The sequence below is a fragment of the Candidatus Cloacimonadota bacterium genome (assembly GCA_012516855.1).
Lineage (GTDB): Bacteria > Cloacimonadota > Cloacimonadia > Cloacimonadales > Cloacimonadaceae > Syntrophosphaera.
Genome location: JAAYWB010000057.1, coordinates 24601 through 44105 on the forward strand (window position 1 = coordinate 24601; position 19505 = coordinate 44105).

18 protein-coding genes are annotated in these 19505 nt (G+C 55.7%); 6 read left to right on the plus strand and 12 right to left on the minus strand.

Annotated elements, in window-relative coordinates; all coding sequences use genetic code 11:
* Window positions 1-120: 120 nt before the first annotated feature.
* The 12 genes from lpxA to rsxC form a co-directional block, all read right to left on the minus strand.
* Window positions 121-894 carry an acyl-ACP--UDP-N-acetylglucosamine O-acyltransferase gene (gene lpxA / locus GX466_05215; protein NLH93604.1) on the minus strand — a complete coding sequence of 258 codons (774 nt, stop codon included), beginning with the start codon at window positions 892-894 and terminating at the stop codon, window positions 121-123.
* The gene (locus GX466_05220) at window positions 891-2288 is read right to left on the minus strand and encodes a bifunctional UDP-3-O-[3-hydroxymyristoyl] N-acetylglucosamine deacetylase/3-hydroxyacyl-ACP dehydratase (GenBank protein NLH93605.1); all 1398 of its coding nucleotides are present in this window, start codon (window positions 2286-2288) and stop codon (window positions 891-893) included. Before GX466_05220 ends, lpxA begins: the two co-directional genes overlap by 4 nt.
* 3 nt (window positions 2289-2291) lie before the next feature.
* Complete coding sequence (gene lpxD / locus GX466_05225) at window positions 2292-3329, minus strand: UDP-3-O-(3-hydroxymyristoyl)glucosamine N-acyltransferase (GenBank protein ID NLH93606.1); 1038 nt, start codon at window positions 3327-3329, stop codon at window positions 2292-2294.
* Window positions 3326-3940: an OmpH family outer membrane protein gene (locus GX466_05230; GenBank protein ID NLH93607.1), complete on the minus strand. Its 615-nt coding sequence runs from the start codon at window positions 3938-3940 to the stop codon at window positions 3326-3328. The genes lpxD and GX466_05230 overlap by 4 nt, the downstream gene beginning before the upstream one ends.
* 30 nt (window positions 3941-3970) lie before the next feature.
* Window positions 3971-5425, minus strand: a complete 1455-nt coding sequence (locus tag GX466_05235) for an aminomethyl-transferring glycine dehydrogenase subunit GcvPB (GenBank protein NLH93608.1) — start codon at window positions 5423-5425, stop codon at window positions 3971-3973.
* Window positions 5418-6767, minus strand: a complete 1350-nt coding sequence (locus GX466_05240) for an aminomethyl-transferring glycine dehydrogenase subunit GcvPA (GenBank protein ID NLH93609.1) — start codon at window positions 6765-6767, stop codon at window positions 5418-5420. The genes GX466_05235 and GX466_05240 overlap by 8 nt, the downstream gene beginning before the upstream one ends.
* Window positions 6768-7060: 293 nt before the next feature.
* On the minus strand, window positions 7061-8083 hold the full coding sequence (locus tag GX466_05245) for an RnfABCDGE type electron transport complex subunit B (protein ID NLH93610.1): 1023 nt from the start codon (window positions 8081-8083) through the stop codon (window positions 7061-7063).
* A 19-nt stretch (window positions 8084-8102) separates the two neighbouring features.
* A complete protein-coding gene (locus tag GX466_05250; GenBank protein ID NLH93611.1) occupies window positions 8103-8705 on the minus strand; it encodes an RnfABCDGE type electron transport complex subunit A in 603 nt (200 codons plus the stop codon).
* A complete protein-coding gene (locus tag GX466_05255; GenBank protein ID NLH93612.1) occupies window positions 8702-9295 on the minus strand; it encodes an electron transport complex subunit E in 594 nt (197 codons plus the stop codon). Before GX466_05255 ends, GX466_05250 begins: the two co-directional genes overlap by 4 nt.
* The gene (locus GX466_05260) at window positions 9292-9858 is read right to left on the minus strand and encodes an RnfABCDGE type electron transport complex subunit G (GenBank protein ID NLH93613.1); all 567 of its coding nucleotides are present in this window, start codon (window positions 9856-9858) and stop codon (window positions 9292-9294) included. Before GX466_05260 ends, GX466_05255 begins: the two co-directional genes overlap by 4 nt.
* On the minus strand, window positions 9855-10964 hold the full coding sequence (locus GX466_05265) for an RnfABCDGE type electron transport complex subunit D (GenBank protein NLH93614.1): 1110 nt from the start codon (window positions 10962-10964) through the stop codon (window positions 9855-9857). Before GX466_05265 ends, GX466_05260 begins: the two co-directional genes overlap by 4 nt.
* A 10-nt stretch (window positions 10965-10974) precedes the next feature.
* Window positions 10975-12297, minus strand: coding sequence for an electron transport complex subunit RsxC (gene rsxC / locus GX466_05270; GenBank protein ID NLH93615.1), 1323 nt, complete (start codon window positions 12295-12297; stop codon window positions 10975-10977).
* A 378-nt stretch (window positions 12298-12675) separates the two neighbouring features.
* Between rsxC and GX466_05275 the strand changes: the two genes are divergently transcribed.
* From GX466_05275 to GX466_05300, 6 genes are all read left to right on the plus strand, one after another.
* Window positions 12676-13086, plus strand: a complete 411-nt coding sequence (locus GX466_05275) for a T9SS type A sorting domain-containing protein (GenBank protein ID NLH93616.1) — start codon at window positions 12676-12678, stop codon at window positions 13084-13086.
* Window positions 13087-13096: 10 nt separating this feature from the next.
* Complete coding sequence (locus GX466_05280) at window positions 13097-14455, plus strand: SUMF1/EgtB/PvdO family nonheme iron enzyme (GenBank protein NLH93617.1); 1359 nt, start codon at window positions 13097-13099, stop codon at window positions 14453-14455.
* Window positions 14456-14496: 41 nt separating this feature from the next.
* Window positions 14497-16392 (plus strand): Omp28-related outer membrane protein, encoded by a 1896-nt coding sequence (locus tag GX466_05285; protein ID NLH93618.1) that lies wholly within the window; start codon window positions 14497-14499, stop codon window positions 16390-16392.
* Between the two features lie 374 nt (window positions 16393-16766).
* Entirely contained in the window at window positions 16767-17576 is an 810-nt protein-coding gene (locus GX466_05290) for a hypothetical protein (protein NLH93619.1), read from the plus strand.
* The gene (locus GX466_05295) at window positions 17577-18056 is read left to right on the plus strand and encodes a transcription elongation factor GreA (protein ID NLH93620.1); all 480 of its coding nucleotides are present in this window, start codon (window positions 17577-17579) and stop codon (window positions 18054-18056) included.
* 20 nt (window positions 18057-18076) lie between these two features.
* Window positions 18077-19495: an aminopeptidase gene (locus tag GX466_05300; GenBank protein NLH93621.1), complete on the plus strand. Its 1419-nt coding sequence runs from the start codon at window positions 18077-18079 to the stop codon at window positions 19493-19495.
* The last annotated feature ends 10 nt before the right edge of the window (window positions 19496-19505 follow it).

A 19505-nucleotide genomic window follows, 5' to 3' on the forward strand; every position in this document is an offset into this window, starting at 1 on the left:
TCATACTCCATCTATAATATTACTCAATAATCTTGGCATGCTGTTTTTTGTCAATGCAAAAAGCCGGTAATCATCCTGTCCTGTCTGCTCCCGATGACTCCGATGAGGAAGCTTCGGATGTCAGTTCGAGAGGCCTCTCTCTGAAGAGCGTACGAATTCCAGGAAAATCCGTTGCTCGGGAGTGAGGGTTGGCCAGGATTCAACGATTTCCAACGCTTGGGAGACGTTCAGCCCCTGGCGGTAAAAGACACGGTAAATCTCTTTGATGGAGTCTAGGCTTTCGCTGGAAAAGCCTCTGCGCTGCAAACCCACGCTGTTCAGGCCGGAGGTTTTATAAGGATTGCCCATGCCCCGGGTGTAGGGCGGGATGTCCTTTTTCACTGCGGAAGCCCCACCCACAAAAGCGTGGGTGCCTATATGCACGAACTGGTGTATGGCGGTAAGTCCGCCGATGCTAACATAATCTTCTATCACCAGATGCCCCGCCATCTGCACTGTGTTGGCTATCACGCACCCGGAGCCGATTTGGCAATTATGGCCCACATGCACATACTCCATCAGCAGGTTGCCGTCACCAACGCTGGTGAGTTCGCTGCTGCAGTTGCTGCGGTTTATCGTTACGAATTCACGGATCACGTTGCGGTTGCCGATGCTGAGGCCGGTCTTTTCTCCGCGGTATTTAAGGTCTTGGGGATCGGTTCCAATCACTGCGTAAGAGAATATCTGGTTGCCGTCGCCGATGTGAGCCTCACCCATAAGGATAACATGGGAGTGAAGCTTGTTTCTTCTGCCCAAAACCACTTCCGCCCCGATCTGGCAATGGGGGCCGATTTCGCAGTCTTCACCAATCACGGCTCCGGGGTAGATGATGGCGGTGGGATGGATCAGGCTCATGAATCTCTTTTCTGCAGCATGGCCAGAAAATCGCCCTCGGCAACTTTCTCATCGCCCACATAGGCCTCGCCGTGCATCTTGGAAAGACTGCGTTTCAGCGAGATGACTTTCAGTTCGTAGCGCAGGGTGTCGCCCGGCAATACGGGTTTACGGAACTTCACGTTGTCGATGGAGGCGAAATAGGCCACCCACTCGGCAGGATCGTCCATCTGGCGCATCAGGATGATGCCGCCGGTCTGGGCCATTCCCTCCACGATCAACACGCCGGGCATGATGGGATGGCCGGGAAAATGCCCCTGGAAGAAAGGTTCATTGATGGTTACGTTTTTAATGCCGGTGATAGATTCGCCCGGTTTCAGGTCGATGATCTTGTCCACCAGCAGGAAAGGATAACGGTGGGGGATGATCCTCATGATGGCGTTGATATCAAAGACAAGGTCCTTGTTGTGGTCTTTTTGGTATTTCTTTTTCAATTCGTGCTTCAGTTGGATTTGGCGAAGCTTCTTCACAAGTTCCACATTGGTTTTATGGCCGCTGCGGGCGGCGAGGATGTGGCCGCGGATGGGCATGCCCAAGAGGGCCATGTCACCGATCAGGTCCACAACCTTGTGGCGCACAAACTCGTTTGAATACCTCAGCGGATGGCTTTCCAGAATGCCTTCGGGGGAAACCGTGATGGGCTTGTGATAGTTAAAGACTTCGCGCAGATGCTCAAGTTCTGCCGTGCTCATGTCCGGTTCCGCTATCACCAGGGCGTTATCCAGCGAACCGCCTTTGATGAGGCCTTGTTCCTTTAGCTGGAGGATTTCTTTAATGAAGCAGAAGGTGCGCGCTCCTGCAAAATCCCGCTCAAAGTGCCTAAGGTTCGGCAGAAAGGTGTACTGAGTGCCCAGATGGGGGTGCTTGTAGTCGATCATGAAGGTCACCTTCAATTCGTTCGACGGTACCACAACCACATCGACGTTATCATCAGGGCAGGAATAGCTTATCGCCTCGTCAAATTCGAAATAGACCCGTTCCGAATCCTGCTCTTCGTAGCCTGCCTGTTTCAGCAGATTCACGAAAACCAGGGGGGAACCATCTCCCACAGGCACTTCCGGACCGTCTATCTCGATGCGGATGTTGTCTATCATGAGGCCCTTTACAGCGGCCAGAACATGCTCTATGGTTCCAACGGTCACGCCTTTCAAGCCTATGGTTGTCCCTCTGGATATATCCACAACGTGATCGATATCTGCCGGGATTTCCGGTTTGTCCGGCAAGTCGGTGCGAATGAAGACGATGCCCTCATCCTTTCCGGCCGGCTTGAAGCGGATGGTGGAAATCTCTCCTGAATGAAGGCCGACCCCGGTGTAGCTTACTTCCGATTTAATGGTATGTTTAAACTCTGCCATTGCTCAGTCCTCTTTATGTTTCAACTGGTTGCGGTAGTGCCCATAGATTTCGGGCAATTTTCTCTGGATAGCCAGAATGCGTTTGTAGGCGTTGGCGTCAATAGCCGGCGTGCCCCAATAAAGCCCGTCGGGGGCAAGGTCGTGGGTAACTCCGCCCTGGGCGCCAACCATGGCACGGTCACCAATGCTCAAATGCCCGGCGGCCCCAGCTTTGCCAGCCAAGTAAACGTAATCACCCAATACCGTGCTGCCTGCGAGGCCCACCTGCGCGCAAAGGATGCAGTGTTTGCCGATCCGGCAATTATGGCCGATTTGCACGAGGTTGTCGATTTTGGTGCCGTCACCGATGCTGGTGGGACCAAGGGTTCCGCAGTCCACAGTGGAATTGGCACCGATTTCGACGTGGTCGCCGATTTGCACATTGCCCACCTGGGGGATTTTTAGCTGGACCCCATCCTCCAGAACGAATCCAAACCCATCCGCTCCGATCACCACTCCGCTGTGGATGATGCATTCAGAGCCGATGAAGCTGAATGGGTAGAGTGTAACCCGGGGATGTAGCCGGGTGTTTTTTCCGATGGCGCATTCGGCGCCGATCACGCAATGCGATTCTATCACCGCTCCGCTTTCGATCCGGCAACCCTTGCCGATAACGCAGCCCGGGCCGATGTGTATGTCTTCGCCCAAAACAACGCTGGTATGGACCTCCGCGCTGGGATGAATGCCCGGTGCAGGCTTTTCAGCCTCATGCGAAAGCCAACAGCTCACCAGCTTCATCATGGCGAATCCCGGCCTGGGATGCAGCAATAGGTTCCGCCCCGGCAGCAGATTTGCCTGGTCCGGCATACAGATAACCAGCCCTGCCTGGGATTCCCTTACAGCTTCAAAAAGACGGCTTTGTTCAAAGTAAACAACGCTGTCTGCTGTGGCTTCGGCGGGGTCAGCCACGCTGGAAGCCTGCAGTTTGTCATCGCCCCGGAATTCGCCTCCGCAGATTGCCTGGATTTCTGCTCCGGAAAGGGCAGAAGCGAATTTCCTCATGGCTTGAAGTCGGGGAACTCTTCTTTCGGTTCTTCGGTCTTAAAGGGATCCTCGGACTCAACCTCATTTTGCAGCAAGCCTCCATCAGCGGGAGGCTGGGTGTCTTTGTTCAGTTCCAGCAGAATCTGTTCTGTGAGGTCCAGAGCCGGAAGGGCGTAAAGCACCGTGCCCATGCTAACGTCGAAGATCATGGTGTATTTCTCGTCTTCGGCGGTTTTCACGATGAGGTTGTGGATTTTCAGGGTGAGGGGATCGATCAGTTCGCGGTAACGCTGTTCCGCCTTTCCACCTTCGCCGAAGTATTCTTCCAGCAGGCGTCCCGCCTCGGCTTTTTTGGCGTCGATCTTGGCTTGGGCGTCGCGTTTGGCGGCTTCGGTCTTGGTAAGCTTGTCGATTTCAAAGTTGCGTTCCATCTGCTTGATTTCATCGTCAAGCTTCTTGACCTGGTTGGTCCAGTTTTGCTTGTCCAGATTGAACAGGCGGGAGATTTCGGCCGCTTCGTTACTTTCCAGCAGAAGGCGGTCCGTGTTCACATAGCCCAGCTTGACATCGGCGGCAAAAACGATCGATACCAGCACCAGGCAGGTCAGCAAGATCAGTGTTCTCTTCATTTTATCTTATCTCCAAATAGTCTCGTGGGTTCATTCCCCCGGGGAAAAGGCCACGTCGAGGAATTTGACGGCGCGCACGTCGTCAACCCTGCGCACCGGTGTGGTGAGCGGAGCTTCATGAAGTAATTCCGGGTTGTCGTGACATTCCTGCGCGATTTCTATCATCGCGGCGGCGAAAGCGTCCAGGGATTCCTTGCTTTCGGTCTCCGTTGGTTCTATCATCATGGCTTCGGGAACGATCAGCGGGAAATAGACCGTGGGCGCGTGGAATCCTTTGTCCAGCAACCTCTTGGCAATGTCCAGAGTGGTCACTCCAAATTCCTTTTTCTGCCACATCGAATCCGCCACGAACTCGTGCATGCAGTGTTCCGTGTGCTGGATGTGGTAATGGTCTTTCAGCAGGACCATCAGATAATTGGCATTGACCACAGCGTTTTCGGACACCCGTTTCAGGCCCTCCGCGCCCAGCATCTTGATATAGATATAGGCGCGCAGCAGCACTGCAAAGTTGCCGTGGAAGGTGTGTACCTTGCCGATGGAGGTCTCTGCATGCCCAAAGTCGAAGAAATAGCCATCCTCGCTGTGGCCGATGGTTGGCACAGGCAGATAGGGTGCGAGTTTTTCAACAACGCCAACTGGACCGCTGCCCGGCCCGCCGCCTCCGTGGGGCGTGGCGAAAGTCTTGTGCAGGTTGAAGTGCATCACGTCGAAGCCGATCTTGCCGGGCTGCACAATGCCCAGCAGCGCATTCAGGTTTGCCCCGTCCATGTAGATGAGGCCGTCCACGCTGTGGATGATGTCTGCGATTTCTTCGATCTGATCTTCAAAAAGGCCCAGCGTATTGGGATTGGTGAGCATAAAGCCGGCGATGCTGTCATCAACTATGCTTTTCAGGTGCTCCATATCGCAGCGCCCGCGGGCATCAGATTTCAGTTCCACCACATCATAACCCACCAGGGAACAGGTGGCGGGGTTGGTTCCATGCGCTGAATCCGGGATGATGATTTTCGTCTTGTGGTGATTGCCTTTGGCCCGGTGATAGGCGGCGATCACTTTGATACCGGTGAATTCGCCCTGAGCCCCAGCCACAGGCTGCAGCGTGACTTTGTGCATGCCGGAAATCTCGGCCAGGTCCTGCTGAAGCTCGTAAAGGATTTCCAGCGAGCCTTGCAGGGTGGATTCAGGCTGGCAGGGGTGGATGTTGTTGAAACAGGAATGGCGCACCAGGGCTTCGTGGGACTTGGGATTGTATTTCATGGTGCAGCTTCCCAGAGGGTAGAGCCCTTTCTCGATGAAGTGGTTCCGGTGCGAAAGCTTTATGTAGTGGCGCATTACGTCCAATTCGCTCACCTGGGGCAGCCGGGGAGCCGTTTCGCGCAGATATTCGGAAGGAAAAAAGTCTTTCACTTCCGTGTTCAGTTCCCGCCGGGGAAGGGTTACCCCCTTGCGGCCGGCAACGCTGTGTTCAAAAATGGTCTTACTCATAATTCAGCTCCCGCAGGGTTTCGATGTAGTCGTCGATTTCAGCCACCGTTTTCTTTTCCGTGACGGCTATCAGAAGCTGGCGGCTGTCCTGGCCGAAGGTGCCCAGGTCCACACCGGCGTAGATGCCGTGGTCGAGCAGGTCGGCAATCACCTGACTGGCCGGCACGGGGCAGTTCACCACGAATTCCTTGAAGAAAGCAGCGTTAGGCCAGACGAGGGAAAATCCGGGCACGGAGGCGATTTTCTGGGCCATGTAATGTGTCAGTTGGGTGGATTGGGTGGCCACTTCAGCCAGCCCGTCGCTTCCCATCAGGCTCAGATAGACGGTTGCCGCCAAAGTGCAGAGCGATTCGTTGGAACAGATGTTCGAGGTGGCCTTGGCGCGCCGGATGTGCTGTTCCCTGGCCTGGAGGGTGAGGGCGTAAGCCCGCTTTCCGTCCTTGTCCAGGGTTCCTCCAACGATGCGGCCCGGCATGGAACGGGCCATGTTCAGCTTGGTGGCGAAAAATCCAAACAGGGGGCCGCCCATGTACATGCTGTTGCCCAGAGCCTGTCCTTCGCCCACAACGATGTCCGCGCCCAATGCCCCCGGCGCTTTCAGAATCGCCAGGGAGATGGGGTCAGCGGCTACGATCAGCAAAGCTTTGGGATTGCTGTGGACCACCTTTTCCAGGTCAGCAAGCGGCTCTATGTTGCCCCAGAAGTTGGGGGTCTGGATAACCACGCTGCCAACGCTGGCGTCCATTTTTGCCGTCAAATCGTCAATATCCATCACGCCGGCCTTGGCTTTGCAGGTAATGAGTTCCACCCCGATTCCTTCTGTGTAGGATTTTATCACTTTCACATATTCGGGATGAAGGCTGGCGGGGAGGATGGCTTTTTTGAGGCCGTTCTTGCGCACCGCCATCAGGATGGCTTCCGCCGCTGCCGAAGCCCCGTCATACATGGAGGCGTTGGCCACCTCCATGCCGGTGAGTTCGCATATCATTGTCTGGTATTCATATATGAACTGCAAAGTGCCCTGGCTGACTTCAGCCTGGTAGGGCGTGTAGGCGGTGAAAAACTCCGGTCGGGACACAATGCTGTCAACCGCGGCGGGGATGAAATGGTCGTAAACCCCCGCCCCCAAAAAGGAACTGGCCTTTTGCGCGCAAACGTTTCCGCAGGTGCGTTCCTGGATGCGCCGGGTCATTTCAAGCTCTGAAAGCGGGGCTTCCAGCTTCAAAAGGCCTTGCAGGCGCAAATGCTTGGGAATCGCCGAAATCAGTTCTTCAAATGATTCCGCTCCGATCCGCTCGAGCATCTGGCGCCGTTCGGCTTCAGTATTGGAAATATAGGGCATTATCTCTCCATAGCTGTCTGAAATTCTGATTTTATCTATAAATTTGAATGGGCGGTTTGTGTCAATCGCAAAAATCATGGACACCTTACCGGGCGGCAGGGAGGCGGTTTCAGGATGGGGAACCATCCGCGGCCATCACAGCCTTAACGGTCTATAATCCGGCTTCGTGTCGCCTCCCGCAGTATATGCGGGAATCCTTCAAGGGGCGTGCGTCAGGCAAGGCTTCGGGAGTTAAGGAGGAATAAAGAAAAGGCGGGATTCGCTCCCGCCTTGAGAAAGGTATCGGCTTGGAATTATGTCATTTTGATGGCTTGCTTGGGGCATTTGCCCACACATACTTCACAGCCGACGCATTTGCCTCTGTCAATCTTATGCGCCTGTTTCACTTCTCCGCTGATGGCTTCCACGGGACAGCTTTTCGCGCAGATGGTGCAGCCGATGCAGAGTCCACCGTTGATTTCAGCTTTCTTGCGGCGCCCGCCAAGCAGGTCAAGAATAGCACCGCTGGGGCAGGCTGTAGCGCAGATGCCGCAGTTGACACATTTCGCATAGTCGATGCGGGCGAGGTTGTTTTCGATGGTGATGGCCTGCACCGGGCATTTGCGTGAACAGATTCCGCAGCCGAGGCAGGGTTTTTCGTTGCCGCAGCTTTGCCTGGCAAGGGGGCCCTTGTCTTGGGAGGAGCATTTGATATGAACGGAGTTTTTAAGCGGAACCAACTCTATCAGCTTGCGGGGGCAGGCTTTAACGCAGGCTCCGCAGGCGGTGCATTTTTCCGGGTCTATCACGCGCATTCCGCTTTCATCAATGCTGATGGCGCCAAACATGCAGGCTTTAACGCAGTCGTTGAAGCCAATGCAGCCCCAGGAACAGGAGTTCGGACCGCCGGCAATGCTGGCCGCAGAAAGGCAGCTTTCGATGCCCTTGTAGGCATATTTCCACTTCGTATTGTCGCGGCCACCGGAACTGCAGTGGATCACCGCGACTTTTTTCTCCACCGCGCCGGCTTCCGTGCCCATGATGCCGGCTATGGCCTTGGCGACAGCGGCGCCTCCAGGGGCGCAAAGGTTGCAGGGCGCTCCTCCGTTAACCACGGAATCGGCATAGCCAGAGCAACCTGCGGATCCGCAGGCACCGCAGTTGGCGCCGGGAAGCACGGAAATGATTTGCTCCACCCGGGGGTCAACAGTCACGGTGAAAACCTTGGCGGCGAAAGCCAGGACGAGCCCAAAGATCAGGCCCATGGCGCCTAAAATGATGACTGGGGTCACTATCTGGGATGTCATGGAGGCGGTGAGGATGATGAACGGTGTCATTGGCGTCATTTTCCCTTCCTCAGATTTTCAGCCCCATGAAGCCGTAGAAGGCCAGGGCCATGGTTCCGGCCAGAATCATGCCGCTGGCGAAACCTTCCATGCTTTTTGGCATGTCTACCAGTTCCAGACGCTGGCGGATGCCGGCCATTGCCAGCAGGACAAAGGTGAAGCCCACGCCCGAAAGGAATCCGTTCAGGGTGGCAAAGAGGAAATTGTAGGTGGAGCCGTCTGCAAGCGGGGTGATGTTCAGGATAGCCACTCCCAGCACGGCGCAGTTGGTTGTGATCAGAGGCAGATAGACGCCCAGAGCTTTGTAGAGGGCGGGGGCGTTTTTCTGGATGACCATTTCCACGAACTGCACCAGGGCTGCGATGGTGAGGATGAAGGCCAGCGTGCTCAGATAGGTGAGCCCATACGGCACCAGCAGGTATTTGTAAATCAGGAAACAGATGGCCGAAGCCATGGTCATCACAAAGATAACGGCCATGCCCATACCGAAGGCGGAATCCATTTTCTTGGAAACTCCCAGATAGGGGCAGAGTCCCAAAAACCGAGACAGCACGAAGTTCTGGATGAAGATGGCGCTCACCGCCATCACGAAAAGTTGGCCCAGAAAGTTCATTGTTTCCTCCCCTTCAGCAGATTGATCGTCGCCATCAGCAGGCCCAGGGTGAAAAAGGCTCCAGGCGCGAGAATGGCTATCAGCATTGGATTGTAGCTATGAGGCATTACCCTCATCCCGGCCCAGGTGCCGTTGCCCAGGATTTCGCGGAACGTGGCCATCACCGAGAGAGAAAGGGTGAAGCCCAGCCCCATGCCGATTCCGTCGGCCATGGAGTTCAAAACGTTGTTCTTGTTGGCGAAGGCTTCAGCGCGGCCCAGGATGATGCAGTTCACCACTATAAGAGGTATGAACAAGCCCAGGGACTTGTGCAGGTCCGGAATGAAAGCCGCCATCGCCATGTCCACGACTGACACGAAGGCCGCTATCACGACCACATAGACGGGGATGCGGATTTTGTCCGGCGTGATGTTCTTTATCAGCGAGATCATGATGTTCGAGCAAACCAGCACGAAAGTGGCCGCGACGCCCATCCCGACTGCGTTGTTCACCGAAGTCGATGTCGCCAGGGTGGGGCACATACCCAGCACGATCACGAAGGTAGGGTTTTCTTTGATGATCCCCTTAGTAAGTTCTTTTATGAAGCTCATGGTTGCGCCTCCCCTTGCCGGGATTCAATGTCTGCGCGCAGCAAGGTTATCTGCTCCTTCAGCGAGTTCGCTACCGCGCGGGAAGTGATGGTGGCACCTGTCAGCGCCTTGATCGGTCCGCCGTCCTTGTCCACCAGCAACTGGTCGGCTGCCAGACCTTTGAACTGGTCTGTGAAGAAGCTTTGGGTGCTGTTCGCGCCGAGGCCGGGGGTTTCTGCCTGCTCTATCACCTTGATGGCGATCAGCTTAAAATCAGGGTCGATGGCGGCCATTGTCTTCACGTTGCTTGAATATCCGTTTTTGGCAGCGGTGAAGGTGTAGCCTTTGATCTGGCCGGTTGTAGTGTCTTTGGCCACGTAATAGGTGTGGGATTCCTCCCCGGCTTTGAAGGATTGCTCTTCAAAGGTCGAGCCCGGGATCAGCGAACTTCTGGCTTCCTCGGCTTCTTTTACCTTCAGTTCGTCGATTTTGGGTTTGGTTACCGAATTCACATAGGCCAGAAGAGCCGTGGCCACAACGCAGAACGCCAGCAGGATGAGGCCGAGTTTGAGGAACATTTTCATTTCTTGGACCTCCCGAAGGCTTTGGGATGGGTGAGAATGTCGATGAGGGGGGTCATAACATTCATGAACAGAATGGAGTAGGAGACCCCTTCAGGATATCCACCCACCAAACGGATTATCACAGTGAGCAAGCCGCAACCGATGGCATAAACCACCCTGCCGTTTTTGGTTATTGGGCTGGTGGTGTAGTCCGTCGCCATGAAGAAAGCGCCCAGCAGCAGTCCGCCGGAGAAAAGGTGAAAGATCGGCAGGGTAAGCGAATAGCCAGTTCCGGGCAACCCGCCGAACAGGAAAGTGAGCACAAACACCGTCAGCAGGTAGAAGAAGGGGATGCGCCACTCTATGATCCTGCGCCAGAGCAGATAAACGGCGCCCAGCAGCAGCGCGAACACCGAAACTTCGCCGATGCAGCCGCCGATTTGGCCCCAGAACAGGTTTTTGAGGGTGCCGAGGTCGAGCATGCCGTTGAATATCCTGTTGCTGAGGTCCAGGCTGGCATCCCTGGTGGCAGCGAGGGAGTTCACGAATGTGCTGTCGCGCAGGGTCTGGGCCAGGTTCAGGGGTGTGGCGCCGGTCACGAGTTCATAAGCTTTGCCGGAAACGGCCTGGAGGTTAGGATCGATGATGCGGGGGTCGATGCCGCTCATGGAGATGGCCGTTCCCGGCTGCTTCCAAGTTTGGATTCCAGTCATCAGCGCGGGCCAGGAAGCCAGCAAAAAGGCGCGTCCCAGCAGAGCCGGGTTCACCGGGTTGTTGCCCAGTCCGCCAAAGACCTGCTTGCCGATGGCGATGGCGAAAACCGCTCCCACCACGGGCAGCCACCAGGGTGATGAAGGCGAAATGTTGTAGGTCAGCAGCATGCCGGTGAGCACTGCCGAACCATCGGAAACCCTGACGGGAACCTTGCGCAGCCACTGGATCAGGGCTTCGGCGCCCACGGCGGCCGAAATGCCCAGCAGGGTGAGCCAGAGCGAACGCCAGCCCCAGTAGTAAACCGCGAAACCCAGCGCCGGCAGCAAGGCCAGCACCACGTTCCACATCACGTTGGGGATGCTGCTGTTGTCATGGAGATGGGGCGCGGGTGAAACTGTATATCTTTCTTTCATGGCATAACCTCTATTTCTTGCCGCGCAGGGCTTCCGCGTGCTGGATCTTGCCGGTGTCTATCCACTGCACCAGGCGGATGTGCGCTGGGCAAACGTAGGCGCAACTTCCGCATTTCATGCAGTCTTCCAGTCCCGCTTTAAGAGCGAGGTCCAGCGCCCCGGCTTTAACAGCCTGGGCGATCTGGCAGGGCAGCAGGTTCATCGGGCAAACATCCACGCAGCGCGCGCAGCGGAGGCAATTGCGTTCTTCAAGCGTTTTGCTCTCTTTTTCGCTCATCAGCACAAGGCCGGAGCTGCCTTTGGCCATCGGCGCCGCCAGCGAGGGCAGGGCGAAACCCATCATCGGGCCGCCGGAAATGATCTTTCCCGGGTCCGAGCTCACGCCGCCGCAAAACTCCACCAGATCAGAAAAGGAAGTCCCAATCCGGGCTTTGAGGTTTTTGGGATGCGCCACCACGCTGCCGGTAACGGATATTATCCGCTCCACCAGAGGCTTTTGATAGCGCACCGCCTCATAAATAGCAAAGGCAGTGCCCACGTTCTGCACCACCACGCCCACAGCCATTGGCAATCCTCCAACGGGCACTTTTCTGCGCGTCACGGCGTAGATAAGCTGCTTTTCCGCGCCCTGGGGGTACTGAAGTTTGAGCGGCACCACCCTAAATCGGCTTTCGGAGGCCATTATCTTTTTCATGGCGGCGATGTCGTCTGGTTTGTTGGCTTCGATACCGATGATGCCTTGCTTTGCGCCCAGGACCTTCATCAGGATCTTCAGCCCGTTCACCACTTCCTGCGTTTTTTCCAGCATCAGCCGGTCGTCAGCGGTGAGGTATGGTTCACACTCCACACCGTTCAGGATAACGGTGTCGATGGGTTTGTCCGTCGGGGGTGAAAGCTTCACTAAGGTGGGGAAGCCTGCTCCGCCCATGCCGCAGATTCCGGCGTCGCCGATGCGTTTTTTCATCTCATCGGCAGACAGGTCCAGGAAATTAGGGTCATCAGCAAACTCAATCCAGTTGTCGGTTCCGTCGCCCGTGATTTCGATGGCCAGGGCCGAAGCGCCCGATGGATGGGGAAAAGTGTCGATCTTGGTAACTTTGCCGCTGATCGAGGCATGCTGGGGAATGGATACGAATCCTCCAGCGTCCGCGATCTTCTGCCCTGCTTTCACCTCGTCGCCCACCTTGACGATCGGCACGGAAGGCGCTCCGATGTGCTGGGACATGGGGATAACCACCCGCTGGGGCAGGGGCATCTCCTCGATCGGGGCGGAGGCGGAAAAACGCTTGTTATCGTGGGGATGAACTCCCCCGGGAAAGGTCTTTAACCTCATTGACGCTCCCATTGCAGCTCAAATCGAGCCAAAACATTTTTGTGTTCCATAAATCTTGTTCAAGGAATTTAGGCAAGCTTTTTTTTCGGGCTGGCTTCTATCAATTCATGCTACGTTTCCAAAGCCGAGAAGCTGGAGCCGAGCAAGAAACGAGCATCGACTACAACAATAAATGTAAGCTCAAGAATATCCTGTCTCAAAACAGGGATGTGAGTACAAAATAAATCTTGACAGGGAGAGGAACTATGCAAAACTTCGTCAAACGTCAATGTTATGATTAGGAATGTCGCTGAGTGCTGTCCTGTGCCGCGCCGTTCCAGTCCAGAGCGCGCTTTCTCGCGCAGAACCAACCTATAAACAAAACACAAGGAGCATAGCATGAACAAGCTGCTGACCCTGTTCGCGCTTTTCGTTTTGGTAGGGAATTTGTCCGCGTTCATCGCGGAGGGCGAATCCAACATTTTTGAGATCATAGCAACATCGGTGGATGAATCCCTTCTGCCTCCAGCCACACTGTTCACCGGTATGCAGCCTGCCAGTCCCAATCCCTTCCGCAGCGGTGGGAAAGCCTGTGTGAGCCTTACCGTCAAAGCAGGGGAAACAGCCACCTGCGGCATCTACAATCTATCCGGGCAGTTAGTGCGCTCCCAGACCTACGCTCCAGGCAACCATAATTTCGTTTGGAACGGACATGACCTCTCAGGCGAGCCCTGCGCCAGCGGAATCTATCTAATCCGGCTCAAATCCCCCAGCCACAATTCCAGCGCCAAACTGGTGCTGATCAAATGAGGGAGGCGAAATGAACAAGCTCGCGATTTTCATCCTGTTCCTTACAGCCGGCCTGTTATCGGCAGCCCCAGTGCTGACAAACATTACGGCCGGGCAGTTGTACGACCAGGTCCTGATCAACTACCATCTGGCCCATCCGGACAACTTGCCCTGTGAAATCTCAGTGCAGGTTTCCAATGACGGTGGAGCCAGCTACACCATCTTTCCCACTGCCCTCAGCGGAGATGTTGGAACCATTTCTACCACGGCCTCTGGCGCCCAGTATCAGATCAACTGGAATTACATTTCTGATGGAGTAGGCAGCGGCAAAAACTATCGCGTAAAAGTGATAGCCGATGACGGAGCTGGAGAAGTGGCAGCGCCAGTCTTCAATCCCCCCGCTGGGTCCTACGAAAACGCGCAAAACGTGACCATCACCTGCCCCACAAGTGGAGCCACCATCCGCTACACCACAGACGGCAGTGAGCCTGGCTCCGAGTCTGAGATATATTCAACCCCTATCCACATCGACGAGACCACCACCCTGAAAGCACAGGGCTTCAAGTCAGGCTGGACTCCCAGCGCGGTGAGCAGCGCGGAATACACCATCGCCCCTTCAAATATGATCTATCTTTCAGGCGGTTCGTTCACAATGGGCGACACCAGAGGAGAGGGAACCACCGACGAACTTCCCACCCACAGCGTGATTCTAAGTCCTTTCTACATCGGCAAGTATGAGGTAACCCAAGGCGAATGGCAAGCAGTGATGGGTTCCAACCCCGCCAGCGGCTACGGGGTGGGAGCCAATTATCCAGTTTACAGCATCTCCTGGTACTCCACCCTGAAATTCTGCAACTTGCTCAGCATGGCTGAAGGCCTCACCCCGGTCTATACAATCCTCGACTCCACCAATCCAGCCAACTGGGGCAACGTTCCCTCCAGCTGGGATGACAACTGGAACGCCGCGGTCTGCGACTGGACCGCCAACGGCTACCGCCTGCCCACAGAGGCAGAATGGGAATATGCCGCCCGCGGCGGAACTAACAGCCCAGACTATCTCTACGCGGGTTCGGATGATATCAATTCCGTGGCCTGGTATTTATCAAACTCGGCTGAAAACACCCATCCTGTCGGGACCAAAGCCCCCAACGGCATCGGCGCTTATGACATGAGCGGCAACGTCTGGGAATGGTGCTGGGACTGGAATGGCGATTACTCTGGCACAGCCCAGACCAACCCCACCGGACCTGCCGCCGGGGATACCAGAATCATCCGCAGCGGCTTCTTTCTGAATAGCCCGGCTTGGTGCCGCGTCTCGAAGCGCTACAGCAGTTTCGTTCACGACCCCGTCTTCTACCTCGGTTTCCGCCTCGCCCGGTCTGGTATGTGATATTCCTGTTTTCCCGCTGTTCTGCCTGAAAGGAGGTCCAAATGCGTAAAACAACCCTGCTTTTCCTGGCTTTGCTGGGGCTGCTGCCAGCTTTGTGTGCACTACCCCGCGAACTGGTGGTGGTGGAGGTTGTCACGGGGACCTGGTGCCAGTATTGCCCCGGCGCCGCCATGGCCTGCCACGACCTGTTGCAAAACGGGCATCCGGTTGCCGTCATCAAGAACCACACCGGCGACGCCTTCACCAACCAGTATTCCGAGGCCCGCAACAACTTTTACAACCCCACCGGAGTCCCCACAGCCTGGTTTGACGGCCTGAACCCAAGTTCCGGAGGCAGCGCCACCCAATCCCTCTACACCACATACCTGCCCAGGGTGACAGCCCGGCTGGGCGTGCCTTCCCACTTCACGATCAGTGCCCAGGGCACTCAGGAGGGACCCCAAGTCCATTTGTCCGTGACGGTTACCAAGCCGGAGACGGACAGCAATACAAACGTGAAGCTGCACGCCGTCCTCACAGAATCCAACATCGCTTTCCCCTGGCAAAACCAGACAACGCTGGAAAACGTCAACCGGCTCATGTTGCCGGATCAGAACGGAACAGACATCAACCTCAGCACCGGAGGCTCCACCACCATCAACCTCAGCTTCACCCCGAATCCAGCCTGGCAACTGGCCAATTGCGAGATGATCTTCTTCTTGCAGAACATGAATTCCAAGGAAATCCTCCAGGCAGTGAAGTACCCCCTGGCTGACCTGGCGGGCTACTATCCGCTTTCCACCAACACCCTGGACTTTCCGGACACCTACCTTTCCGGAGCGGCCACCCTTCCGCTGACGATCACGAACTACCTTGACACCCCGGTTTCCGGCACAATCACCAGCGACAATCCGGTCTTTACCTGCAGCGTGACGAACTTCAGCATCCCCGGTTCTTCATCCCTCACTGCCACCGTTACTTTCACCCCCGCCGCAGTTCAAACCTACGCAGGGAACCTCACCGTCAGCAGTAACCTCCACAACCACCCAAACCTCAGCGTTACACTTTCCGGGACTGGATATTCCAACCTGGCCCCGACTGTTGAAAACCTCCAGGTCACGGGGCCACCGGTTCTGTATCAACAGCAGTTTGCCAGCTATGATTTCATCGACGCGGACGGTGATGCCGAAGGCAACACCGCTTATCAGTGGTACAGGTTCATAAATGATATTCCCCAGGCCATTGCCAACGCGAACGAGGTGGTTTACAGGGCCGTGAATGAAGATTTGGGCTATCCCATAGCCATCCAGGTGACCCCGGTGGACGAAAACGGAATGGCTGGAATGCCGGTAATGAGCCCTCCCACCCTTCCCATCGAGGTGCTGCCGCCACCTCAAAACCTGCAGGGGACCTGCATCCCGCCCGACACCGTGCAGCTAAGCTGGGAAACGCCCCAACATTTTGGCTTAAGAGGCCTGGCAGGCTACCGCATTTACCGTGACAGCAACAGCATCTCCAGCCTCTCAGATCCGGGCATCCTCTCTTTCAGCGACACCGGGGTTTCCCTCGGCACCCATGAATACTGGGTCCGCTCGGTCTTTGACGATCCCCCGATGCTTTCCGGCCCGTCCAACACTGTCTCCGTGATGGTCAGCGTGGCCACAGACGACCAGCTGGCCCCCGTGGAAGTTGGGGTGAGGGTTTCCCCAAATCCCTTCCACGGCGGCACCGGGATAAGCATCAAAAGCGAAGCCGGGGCCAGAGTGGAATTTGCCATTTACAACATCCGCGGCCAGTTGGTGAAAAACGTGAACCTCACCGCGGACAATGCAGGAAAGGCAGGCTTCACCTGGGACGGAACTGATGCCCAAGGCAGCCCTGTGAACAGCGGTGTTTACCAATACCGGATGTCCAGCGCCGGCAGGTTCAGGACCGGCCGCGTCGTCCTTATCAGGTAAGTCTTGCGGGCCGCTTTCTGATTGAGCACCCACTTGATTCTTTAGATAGAAATGTTTAGCCGCCAAGAGGCCCTGCCTGTCAGGTCCTGAGCGCTTTCAACCAGCCCTCTCCCCCGCCTCCCGCAAGATACTCGCATCAAATGCGGGCATTATGCGGGAGGCGTATTAGATCCACTGGACAGGGCCTTAACGGCCAGACCGCCTCGCTTCATTCCTCCAAAGGGTCACTAACCAATACACAGTCCCACCATCGTGTTCAGCATCCCGGGTAAAACCACCTGATTTGTATGAGAACCGAACGATTTTCCCTTGACATTTTCCTGCCCTGATTGCCTTTGGCATTTTGAGAAGAAAACCATTGAAAAGGAGAAAAGATGCTTACCATCGACTGGAAGGAAAGGCTCAGAAAGGACACGATCGAGTATCTGCAGAAGAAGCTGCCCCAAAACGACTTTGACTTTGAAATAATCTTCATCGCCTATCCCGAACGGGTCAATGGAAAGATACCTCCCCAAGTGATTGTGCACGTGGCCAATAGCATCGTTAAGAAGCTGGGCAAGAATCACGAGAAATACCTGCATTTTTACAAACACCTTTGGGATAAAAAAGGCGAAACCGGCAGAACCGCGTTCATCGCCATCATGGCCAAGCTAGTGCAGAAAAAACCGGCGGTGTACCTGCCCATGGTGCAAAAAGCCGTGAACAACGCCCATGATGCCGATCTGGCATCGATTTTTGAAAAAGTGATGCTGCCGCTGCTGCGCAAGCAACCGGAAGAATACCTCAGTTATGCCTACGACTGGACCCGCAGCGGCAAGGAACTGGTGCGCAAACAAGCCGTGAACCTTTTGATAAAGCTATTGAAAAGGAACCCGGAACTGAGCGGAGAGGTGGTGCAGCACTTCGTTAACCAGTGGCTGCAACCTCTCGACGATCTTGCCTCCAACCACGTGACCCTGCTCAAGGCGGTTCAAAAGCTGGACTGGGAGCTTTATCTGGACGTCTGGCGCCAACATGACCAGAGCCGCGATCCCCAAAGCGCTGAAATCCTCTGCGCCTCCTTGCAAAGCTATCATCCGGAAATCGAGGAGACCGTCGAGAACTGGACCAAAAGCGGCAACGCCCGGCTCAAAAAGGCCGCCGTGGCCGCCCAACGCATCCTGCTAAAGAAGAAGCCTGCCTGAATGGACCTCAGCATTCTGATAACCCCCGCTGGCATGGAAGCAATTCAGCGCCGCATACAAAAGCTGATGGGCGAACGCCCCGAAGTGGTGAAGGCCGTGATGGTCGCCCGCGAATTCGGCGATTTGAGCGAGAACGCAGAATACAAGGCTGCGCGTGAAAAACAGCGCCAAATCGACGGTGAAATCGACCATTTGCGCCGTCGCTGTTCGCACCTGAAAGTTATCGACATCGACTCCATCCCCAAAGACAAAGCCCGCTTCGGCTGCGTTTGCCAAACCCGCGACACTGCCAACGGCGAGGAAATCACCTTCCAGATCGTGGGTGTGGATGAGCTTAACTTCCACAACCGAGAAGGCATCCAGCCGGTTTCCGTGCTGTCGCCCATCGGAAACGCCCTGCTTGGCAAAAAGGCCGGCGAAATCGCCGTGGTGAAAGCACCTATGGGCGAACGGACCCTTGAAATCCTGAATATATCCTGATAAGCATAAATGGAGAATAAATGAAAGCAACCAAAAACAAAGCCAAAAACACTCTAACGTATGAGCGGAAAAACTTCTGGAAAGAAGCTTCCGCCGCGAAAATCAGAGAAGCCCAGGCATTCGCAGGGCCTTACAAGGAATTTCTGAACAAAGCCAAGACCGAGCGCGAAACCGTACTCTGGACGGAAGCCCTGCTCAAGGCGAACAAGTTTCAACCCCTGACCGCCGCCAAGGCCGGAAAACGCGTCTATTCCATCTTTCGCGGCAAGACCATCGCCATGGCCGTGATCGGCAGCGAGCCCGTTAGCCACGGAGTGAACATGGTTGCCGCGCACGTTGACGCACCCAGGGTGGACCTCAAGCAAAACCCGCTCTACGAGGATAAAAACAGCGACATGGCCTGCATGCGCACCCACTATTACGGCGGAATCAAGAAATACCAGTGGGTATCCACACCGCTGGCGCTGCACGGCGTCATCGTGAAAGCCGATGGCTCGTTGCTGAATGTCTGCATCGGCGAAGATGAAGGCGACCCGGTCTTTATCATTCCGGACCTGCTGCCCCATCTGGCCCGCAAGGAACAGTACACCAAGAATCTGGCAGACGCCATCGACGCCTCGAGGATGAACCTGATCTTCAGCGGCATGCAGGAACCGGACAAAGAGGAAAAAGAAGCCCTCAAAGCCTATGCCCTCAAGCTTTTGAACAAGAAGTACGGAATTGTCGAGCAGGACTTCATCTCCGCCGAACTGCAGTTGGTGCCGGCTACTCCGGCCCGGGACGCTGGCTTTGACGCCTCGATGGTGGTGGGCTATGGCCAAGACGACCGCATCTGCGCCTACGCCGGGTTGCAGGCCATGCTGGCCAATCTGGACGCCAAACCCAAACGCACCATGGTGGTCTATTTCTCTGATAAGGAGGAAGTTGGAAGCCAGGGCAACACCGGAGCCCAGTCCGTCTTCATCCAGGATTTCGTAGCCTCCCTTCTCCGGCACAACGGCGAAAATGACAGCAGTTCGAACCTGCGCCAGACCTTTATGAACTCCATGATCCTCTCCGGGGACGTGACCGCGGCCGTGGATCCCAACTATCCAAACGTGCACGAGCGCCAGAACGCTGTGCTTTTCAACCACGGCGTCGGCATCTCCAAATTCACCGGCAGTAACGGCAAATACAGCTGCAACGACGCCAACGCTGAATTCACCGCCAAAGTTATTCGCATCTTTGACACGGCCGGGGTTTTCTGGCAGATGGGCGAACTGGGCAAGGTGGATGAAGGCGGTGGCGGCACCATCGCTTACATTTTGGCCAACCTGGGCGCAGAAGTGATAGACTGCGGCACAGGCCTGATGGGCATGCATTCGCTTTACGAGCTGTGCAGCAAAGCCGACCTGTATTCCACTTTCGCAGGATACAAAGCATTTCTGATTGCTAAATAGATCAACTATC

Excerpts from the sequence above, each read along its gene's own strand:
- GX466_05275 (NLH93616.1), top strand. The coding sequence starts at position 12,676 with ATGAACAAGCTGCTGACCCTGTTCGCGCTTTTCGTTTTGGTAGGGAAT.
- GX466_05250 (NLH93611.1), bottom strand. The coding sequence starts at position 8,705 with ATGAACTTTCTGGGCCAACTTTTCGTGATGGCGGTGAGCGCCATCTTC.
- lpxD (NLH93606.1), bottom strand. The coding sequence starts at position 3,329 with ATGAGGAAATTCGCTTCTGCCCTTTCCGGAGCAGAAATCCAGGCAATC.
- GX466_05255 (NLH93612.1), bottom strand. The coding sequence starts at position 9,295 with ATGAGCTTCATAAAAGAACTTACTAAGGGGATCATCAAAGAAAACCCT.
- GX466_05280 (NLH93617.1), top strand. The coding sequence starts at position 13,097 with ATGAACAAGCTCGCGATTTTCATCCTGTTCCTTACAGCCGGCCTGTTA.
- rsxC (NLH93615.1), bottom strand. The coding sequence starts at position 12,297 with ATGAGGTTAAAGACCTTTCCCGGGGGAGTTCATCCCCACGATAACAAG.
- GX466_05245 (NLH93610.1), bottom strand. The coding sequence starts at position 8,083 with ATGACACCGTTCATCATCCTCACCGCCTCCATGACATCCCAGATAGTG.
- GX466_05260 (NLH93613.1), bottom strand. The coding sequence starts at position 9,858 with ATGAAAATGTTCCTCAAACTCGGCCTCATCCTGCTGGCGTTCTGCGTT.
- GX466_05265 (NLH93614.1), bottom strand. The coding sequence starts at position 10,964 with ATGAAAGAAAGATATACAGTTTCACCCGCGCCCCATCTCCATGACAAC.
- lpxA (NLH93604.1), bottom strand. The coding sequence starts at position 894 with ATGAGCCTGATCCATCCCACCGCCATCATCTACCCCGGAGCCGTGATT.
- GX466_05300 (NLH93621.1), top strand. The coding sequence starts at position 18,077 with ATGAAAGCAACCAAAAACAAAGCCAAAAACACTCTAACGTATGAGCGG.
- GX466_05285 (NLH93618.1), top strand. The coding sequence starts at position 14,497 with ATGCGTAAAACAACCCTGCTTTTCCTGGCTTTGCTGGGGCTGCTGCCA.
- GX466_05220 (NLH93605.1), bottom strand. The coding sequence starts at position 2,288 with ATGGCAGAGTTTAAACATACCATTAAATCGGAAGTAAGCTACACCGGG.
- GX466_05235 (NLH93608.1), bottom strand. The coding sequence starts at position 5,425 with ATGAGTAAGACCATTTTTGAACACAGCGTTGCCGGCCGCAAGGGGGTA.
- GX466_05295 (NLH93620.1), top strand. The coding sequence starts at position 17,577 with ATGGACCTCAGCATTCTGATAACCCCCGCTGGCATGGAAGCAATTCAG.
- GX466_05240 (NLH93609.1), bottom strand. The coding sequence starts at position 6,767 with ATGCCCTATATTTCCAATACTGAAGCCGAACGGCGCCAGATGCTCGAG.
- GX466_05290 (NLH93619.1), top strand. The coding sequence starts at position 16,767 with ATGCTTACCATCGACTGGAAGGAAAGGCTCAGAAAGGACACGATCGAG.
- GX466_05230 (NLH93607.1), bottom strand. The coding sequence starts at position 3,940 with ATGAAGAGAACACTGATCTTGCTGACCTGCCTGGTGCTGGTATCGATC.